Source organism: Pseudomonas sp. EYE_354 (assembly GCF_023148575.1).
Taxonomy (GTDB): domain Bacteria; phylum Pseudomonadota; class Gammaproteobacteria; order Pseudomonadales; family Pseudomonadaceae; genus Aquipseudomonas.
In genome coordinates this window covers 1-1,235 of record NZ_JAHXNQ010000036.1, presented here as the reverse complement: position 1 = coordinate 1,235, position 1,235 = coordinate 1, and the positions used below count along the sequence as shown (strand labels likewise).

The following is a 1,235-nucleotide window of genomic DNA, read 5'->3' as shown; positions in this document are numbered from 1 at the left end:
TGTAGTGGTCAACTAATCCCGGACACGACGTTAAGTTTTTTTTCGGCCTGAGCCGGTGGCAGCCCACCATTAAATTGGTGCGGTCGAATCCAGTTGTATCGGTGCATCAAAAAATGGCTGATATCCCGCTGAGCTTGTTGGACAGTCGTGTAGCCCATGGCCGGTATCCACTCGGTTTTCAGGCTCCTGAACACCCGCTCCATTGGCGCGTTATCCCAACAATTTCCTCGCCGGCTCATGCTCTGACGCATGCGATATCGCCAAAGGCGCTGACGAAAACTCCGGCTTCCATATTGCGAGCCTTGGTCGGAGTGGAACAGCAGACCTTGAGGCTTCCCTCGCTGCTCGTAAGCCATGTCCAAGGCCTTGATGACCAAGTCGGCATCCGGCTTTCCCGACAATGCCCAGCCCACAACACGGCGGGCAAAAAGGTCCAGCACAACCGCCAGATACTGCCATTTCCCTTGAGCCCAGATGTAAGTGATATCGCCACACCAGACGTGGTCAGGAGCCGGCACATCAAACTCCCGGTTCAAAATATTAGGAATGTCGGGCCGCTCGACCGTCGCCTTTTTGTAAGCATGCGATCCCGGCTGTTTGCTGACCAACTCCAGCTCGCGCATCAGGCTGCGCACTTTGAATCGCCCGATCTGCTCGCCGTCGTCCTGCATCATGGCCATGATGCTACGGCTACCGGGAGCACTGCGGCCTTGGGTGAACAACTCGTTCACCCGACTGCGCAATCGAAGGCGTTCTACATCCGGTGTGCGGCGCCTGAGACGCCGAGCGTAGTAGCACGAGCGGGTCACTTCAAACACCATGCACAGCCAATCAACCGGCTCGTGGATGCTCAACTGGTCAATCAGCGCGAACGCTCGAGATCTTCCGACATCAAGAGCGCGGTAGCCTTTTTTAAGATCGACTTTTCCCGCTCAAGGCGAGCAATTCGGGCTTCCAGCTCTTGGATTTTCTGCTGCTCCGGGGTCAGCGCTTTGCTCTGCGGGGTGACGCCCGTGCGTTCTTGCTGCACTTGGTCGACCCATCGGCGCAAAGCCGACTCGCCGACACCAAGCGAGCGGCTGGCCTCAATGAAGCTGTAATCCTGCTTGAGAACGAGGTCGGCAGCCTCGCGTTTGAATTCAGGGGAAAAGGTACGGCGTTGTTTGGTCATCTGACACCTCGTTCTGGCGAGCATTCTCGCCTAGATGGGTGTCCGGTTTCATTAGACCACTACA

The 1,235-nt window shown here is 56.7% G+C and carries 1 protein-coding gene; it reads right to left on the bottom strand.

All coding sequences use genetic code 11. The annotated features are described in order from the left end of the window. Window positions 1–8 precede the first annotated feature (8 nt). A protein-coding gene (locus tag KZX66_RS26320) for an IS3 family transposase (RefSeq protein ID WP_248084121.1) occupies window positions 9–1,171 on the bottom strand; the annotation gives its coding sequence in 2 pieces (ribosomal slippage) (window positions 9–919 and window positions 919–1,171; 1,164 coding nt in all). Window positions 1,172–1,235: the final 64 nt, after the last annotated feature.